Origin of the sequence: Amycolatopsis sp. SID8362 (assembly GCF_010550475.1) — a bacterium.
Classification (GTDB): domain Bacteria; phylum Actinomycetota; class Actinomycetes; order Mycobacteriales; family Pseudonocardiaceae; genus Amycolatopsis; species Amycolatopsis eburnea.
The window spans coordinates 1-218 of the sequence record NZ_JAAGNB010000053.1 but is presented as its reverse complement, the minus strand read 5'-3'; the positions used below and the strand labels follow the sequence as shown (position 1 = coordinate 218).

The window sequence follows — 218 nt, the reverse complement described above, 5'->3', positions numbered from 1 at the left end:
GTCCGCGTCACGCGCCTGCACGACCGCTACCCGGACGTCGCCCTGCTCACCGACGCCGTCGTACCCGCGCCGGAGGTCGTCGCCGAGCTGGTGGAGGACGGCGTCCCGCACCTGCTGGTGCGCGTCCGCGACGGGACGGGCATCGTCGGGCCGCTGGTCGTGCCGGGCCGCAGCTCGTGCCTGCGCTGCGCCGACCTGCACCGGACGGACCGCGACCC

Annotated in this window: 1 pseudogene; it reads left to right on the top strand. The window is 77.1% G+C overall.

Annotated features, from left to right (window positions below):
* Positions 1-218: pseudogene (locus G3I65_RS01445) on the top strand (hypothetical protein); the annotation flags it as partial.